Source organism: Atribacterota bacterium (assembly GCA_028703475.1).
GTDB lineage: Bacteria > Atribacterota > Phoenicimicrobiia > Phoenicimicrobiales > Stramentimicrobiaceae > JAQVMU01.
In genome coordinates this window covers 1-5,746 of sequence record JAQVMU010000087.1, presented here as the reverse complement: position 1 = coordinate 5,746, position 5,746 = coordinate 1, and the positions used below count along the sequence as shown (strand labels likewise).

Here is a 5,746-nt window from a genome sequence, read left to right as displayed (position 1 = left end):
AATCCAACTAATAAGAAAATCCTTGACCTGGGTATACGTTCTGCATTAAGTGAAGTTTGCCTGCCAGTGAAAATATTCTATGGCCATGTGTTAAGCTTGTCTGATGAGGTAGATTATCTATTGATTCCCCGGATGGTATGTATTGAGAAAGGCGCTTTTTTCTGTCCAAAAATCATTGGATTGCCTGATATGGTAAAAAATTCTCTGGAATCTCTTTGCCCGCTGGTCAGTCCGGTGATTGATGTCAGAAAACCATATAGCACCTGGAAAAATAGCCTGTTACAGGTGGGACAGTTAGTGACTGATAATACTGTGGAAATATCCCGGGCATTCTCTATTTCCTGGGAGAATTTTCAAAAAAGTTATTTTGATAATTTATTGCTTCCTTGTGATGGAAATAGTAATTTTTCTGAAAAAAATACTTTGAGTCCAAAAAAGCCTTTAAAGGATAGCGAAATTCCGGTTAATATTGCCGTGCTTGGTCATGACTATCTGATTGATGATTCTTATATAAATTTAGATTTAATAAATAAATTGAAAAAAATGAATGTTAATGTGTTTACACCAAGTATGGTTCACCCTGGAATTGTTAAAAATCAATTAAAAAAGTTGTATAAACCAATTTTCTGGAGCCTTTCCAGAAGAGTAGTAGGTGCAGCCTATTATTATTTTGAGAAACAGGTAGAAGGAGTTATTCATTTAACTTCTTTTGAGTGTGGTGAAGATTCAATGGTGGGGGAATTAATACATCATCAAAGTCAAAAATACCCGGGAGTTGCTTATACTGAGTTTGTTTTTGATGAGCATTCCGGAGAAGCTGGTATTAATACCCGTATAGAAGCATTTCTCGATATGATTAGGAGAAGAAAGAGATATGAAATTAGCCTTGCCCCGGTTAGGTAATATTGATGTAATTTGTGAAACTATTATCACTGATATGGGTAATGAATTAATTGAAACACCCTTGAATAGTAAAAGAACAATGGATCTGGGAGTAAAATATTCCCCGGAATATTGCTGCCTCCCTTTGAAAATAGCTCTTGGCAATATGATAGAAGTAATAGAACTTGGAGCTGAAGGTATCATAATGGCCGGAGGCTGGGGGCCATGCCGTTTTGGTTATTATGCCCAGGTACAGAGGGATATTCTCATTGATCTGGGGTATGATTTTCGCATGATTATCATGGAGCTCCCCAGGGGAAGCAACTGGAAAATGTTATGGGACAATATCAATATTTTACGTAACGGGAAAAGCTGGTCATACATGTTAAATCAGTGTAAATTTGCCTGGCAGCAAGTTTTATTGGCAGAAGAATTAGAGAATAAGGTATTGCAAGTCCGACCCCGGGAAAAGCAAAAAGGTGCCTCCTCTCGAATATTGTTAGAAAGTCTTAAAAAAATTAAATTTGCTAAAGACAAGGAAAGTCTGGAACAAATTAGAGAAGATACATTTAAAAAATTTGAGGAAATTACGAATTACAATAAAAAAAATATTACCAAAATAGCCCTGGTAGGGGAATTTTATGTATCACTGGAACCTTTTGTGAACCATCATTTGGAAGAGAAGCTTGGTTACCTGGGGGTTGAAGTAGTTCGCAAAAATTCCATTGAAGCATGGATTTCCCCTATAATGAAACTAAATATTTTTAAAGAGAGTTTTAAAGAAGAAAAAGAAATTGAAGAAGCGGCATATCAATATTTAGCACATTCGGTAGGTGGTGAAGGGCAAACTACTGTTGGTAATGTAGTATTGGCAAACCGGGAAGGTCTTGATGGTGCAATCCAGGTAGTACCATTTACCTGCATGCCGGAAATAGTTGCTGAAAGTATTTTAAAAAAAGTTAGTGAGGATTTGGATTTTCCAGTCCTTAACTTAACATATGATGAACAAACCGGAGAAGAAGGTCTTAATACCCGCATAGAAGCATTTGTTGATTTACTTAAGATGAGAAGAAAGGAAATTAAGATATCATGAAGACATTTTTAGGAATTGATGTAGGTGCAGTCAGTACTGACCTTGTTTTACTGGATGAATATAATAATGTGGTCAGTGATGTTTACCTTAGAACACAGGGACAACCCATTAAGATGATTAAAAAAGGTCTTTCTATGATTAAGGAACAGAATCATGGGATATCTTTAGAAGTAATTGGTGTTGGCACAACCGGTAGTGGAAGGGTTCTTGCCGGTGCCATGGCCGGTGCAGATGTAGTAAAAAATGAGATTACTGCCCATGCCGTTGCGGCATTATATATTAATCCACAGGTGCGTACAATTTTTGAGATAGGCGGACAGGATTCAAAAATAATTATTTTACAAAATGGAGTTGTTGTTGATTTTGCCATGAACACCATATGTGCAGCTGGTACCGGTTCCTTTCTGGACCATCAGGCTTTCCGACTCGGTATTCCTATAGAGGAATTTGGGGATTACGCCTTAAAGGCGAACAGTTCTGTTAGGATTGCCGGCAGATGCACCGTCTTTGCCGAATCGGATATGGTTCATAAACAACAAATGGGCTATAAAGAAGAAGAGATTATTGCCGGTTTATGTGAGGCAATGGTACGCAATTATCTCAACAATGTAGGAAAAGGGAAGAAGATAGCACCTCCTATTTTTTTCCAGGGAGGGGTAGCTGCTAATTCTGGTATTAAAAGGAGTTTTGGGAAAGAAACGGGACATGAAATCATTGTTCCGGAATACTACAGGGTTATGGGTGCTATTGGCGCAGCCTTGCTGGCAAAAGAAGAAATGGAACAAAATCCTCACCAATCTGCTTTTTATGGATTTGAACTAATCGATAGAGATTATCAGACCAGCGGATTTGAATGTGATGGATGTCCCAATCATTGTGAAGTAATTGAAATTAAGGTTGATGGAGAGATAATTGCCCGCTGGGGTGACCGTTGCAGCAAATGGTCTTTAGGTTATCAGGCAATAAGATAAGATCATAATCTTATTTTATATTTTGTAATAGTAGAACAAATAAGATATTCACTGGAATATTTTTCTAATATTTTTTTATGCTGATATTGCTGAATATGTTTTAATTTGCGAAATAGTATTAATAGTTTTATAATATATAATATATTTAATTTCAATAGAGCTGATAAATATTGTTAAAAGCCTTTCAATTTTTATTTATAATGTTTCATATAAATCAAAAGAGCTTAATGGATTAAATATGGAAAATAAAGAAAAGCTACAAAAGACCCATTTTTCAGATTATGCTTTCTCATTATTTTTTGAAAACTACCCTCATGCTATAATCGAAGTCAACCCGGATGGAGAAATACTGAATGCTAATCCAGCATCAACACAAATCTTTCAAAGAAGTCATACAGAATTAAAAAATAATTCATTATTTAATTTTATAAAGCCAGAAAAGAAAGACGAATTTAGTGCTTATCTTCAAAAAGAAGCAGGGAACATAAATACTAATCTTAAACTTAGGAACCAGTTTATTCCAGTAGATATTACATTTAACAGAATTGATAATCCAGAATTAAATACCTTGTTAATTCATCTTAAAACTATCCATAAAAATAAATATTCTGCTTGCCTTTATACTGTAAATCAATCTTCAGAGAAAAAAGCAATACCTGGTGAAGCGAAAAGCAAGATTGTTGAGTTAAAAAATTTGAATAGGAATTTACAAAATGAATTAAAATTTCTCAATGAAGAGCTCATACAAACCAAAAAAGATTTAAAAAAACTGCATGATTTGGCTGAGATGTTGCCAGAAATAGTTTTTGAAGCAGAGAAAAATGGCAAAATTACCTATATGAACCAGAGAGGCGTTGAAATATTGGGTTATAGTAGAGAAGAATTATTTAATGTAGTGAATATCTGGCAAATCATTTCAGTCCCCGGAACTCATATAACCAATTCTGAATTAAAAGATTTTTTTCTAAAAAAGAGTGAATATCCTCAGGAGTGTTATCTGGTAGGAAAAAGTAAAATAAAAATACCGGTAGAGATTCATGTCTCAACTAACGGGAATAATTCAGGTGATTTTAATGGTTTTCGCGGAATAATTCTGGATATCACAAAAAGAAAAGAATATGAAGATAAAATCAGGTATCTTAGTTTTCACGATAAATTAACCGGTTTGTATAACAGAGCCTACTTTGAAGAAGAATTAAAAAGATTAGATAATAAACGAAAGTTGCCAATTAGTATTATCATAGGTGATGTTAACAATTTGAAATTGATTAATGATTCCTTTGGACACCAGCAAGGGGATAACCTTTTGCGAAATATTGCCGGCGTCTTAAAATCCTGCTTCCGTAAGAGTGATGTCATAAGTCGCTGGGGAGGAGATGAATTCAGCATTACCCTGCCTAACACTACAATAGAAAAGGGGAGTGAAATTATTACCAGGATTAAAAAAGAATGTAAAAAAAAGAGTACATTAACCTTGCCCCTGAGTATTTCCATGGGTATTGCTGCTAAAAATAATATGTCCGAGGATATAAATGGTGTGGTTAGAGAGGCAGAAAGTAAAATGTATCACTCCAAGTTGATTGACAAGCAAACTACTGATAATTCAATAATAAACTCATTAGAAAAAGCTTTACAGGAACGAAAATATGAAACAAAAGAATATAGACAAAGTTTTATAGATTGTGCAGCCCAATTTGGCAGACTGTTAAAGCTGGGAAAAAAGGAAATGAAAGATTTAAGATTATTAGCCATGATTTGCGATATTGGCAAGATTGCAATCAGTGAAGAAATTATTATGAAAAAAGGCTGGTTAAGCGAAACAGAGTGGCAGGAGATGAAGAAACACCCTGAGATTGGCTTTAGAATTGCCAGGACATCTCCTGAGCTTGCTCATATTGCTAATGAAATTTTGCATCACCATGAATTTTGGAATGGTAAAGGTTATCCTAATAGTTTAAAGGGTACACAAATTCCCTTACTTTCCAGAATTATACATATTGTAAATGCTTACCAGGCAATGATTCATGAAAGACCTTATCGCCGGGCACTGAGTAAAAAAGAGGCTGTTAGGGAGTTAGAAAAAGGGAAAGGAATTCAGTTTGACCCTGAACTGATAACTAAGTTTGTGGCAATGGTAGCTTGATTTTTAAGTTTCTTTGTTAATATTTATTTTTACTGCAAAGTATTTTCCTATCCAGGATTACCCTTCTAATTCAAAACTCGAAGATACCATAAAGATATATAAAATATTTTTTAATTTTGCAAAAATATTTGACAAAGATTTACAGGTATGTTATATAGAAAATAAATAGACTGACGGTCAGTCTATAATAAGTAAGGAATTATAAAATGAGAACAGTTAAAAGCCCTCATGAGCGGAGAAAAGAATATTTAGATGCTGCCAGAAAACTATTCTTTACTAAAGGATATGAGCAAACATCAGTTGATGAAATTATTAAAGAAGTTTGTCTGTCAAAAGGGAGTTTTTATTATTATTTTAAGTCAAAAGAAGATTTATTGGATGAATTAACCGGGGAGTTAAGTGTACAGATTTTAACTAAGATTAAAGAAATAGTTAACAGGGATGATCTGGATGCAATAACTAAGTTAAATAAATTCTTTTCTGAAGCAGCTATGATAAAATTAGAAAATATCAAATTAATAAAGACACTATTAAAAGTTTTATGTGATGACAGGAATGTTTATTTTAGATATAAGATTTACCAAAAGAATACGGACATCATTGTCCCCGAGTTCTTTAAGGTTGTCCAACAGGGAATAAAGGAAAATATTTTTCATA

The 5,746-nt window shown here is 34.1% G+C and carries 5 protein-coding genes; all 5 read left to right on the top strand.

Features of this window, described 5'->3' with window-relative positions; genetic code table 11:
* On the top strand, positions 1-903 hold a 903-nt coding region (locus PHQ99_07655; protein MDD4289444.1), incomplete at its 5' end, for an acyl-CoA dehydratase activase-related protein.
* Complete coding sequence (locus tag PHQ99_07650) at positions 875-1,975, top strand: CoA protein activase (protein MDD4289443.1); 1,101 nt, start codon at positions 875-877, stop codon at positions 1,973-1,975. The genes PHQ99_07655 and PHQ99_07650, both read left to right, overlap by 29 nt.
* Positions 1,972-2,946, top strand: a complete 975-nt coding sequence (locus PHQ99_07645; GenBank protein ID MDD4289442.1) for an acyl-CoA dehydratase activase — start codon at positions 1,972-1,974, stop codon at positions 2,944-2,946. The genes PHQ99_07650 and PHQ99_07645 overlap by 4 nt, the downstream gene beginning before the upstream one ends.
* Positions 2,947-3,184: 238 nt before the next feature.
* Positions 3,185-5,089 (top strand): diguanylate cyclase, encoded by a 1,905-nt coding sequence (locus PHQ99_07640; protein ID MDD4289441.1) that lies wholly within the window; start codon positions 3,185-3,187, stop codon positions 5,087-5,089.
* A gap of 206 nt (positions 5,090-5,295) precedes the next feature.
* A partial coding sequence (locus tag PHQ99_07635; GenBank protein ID MDD4289440.1) for a TetR/AcrR family transcriptional regulator occupies positions 5,296-5,746 on the top strand: 451 nt, incomplete at its 3' end.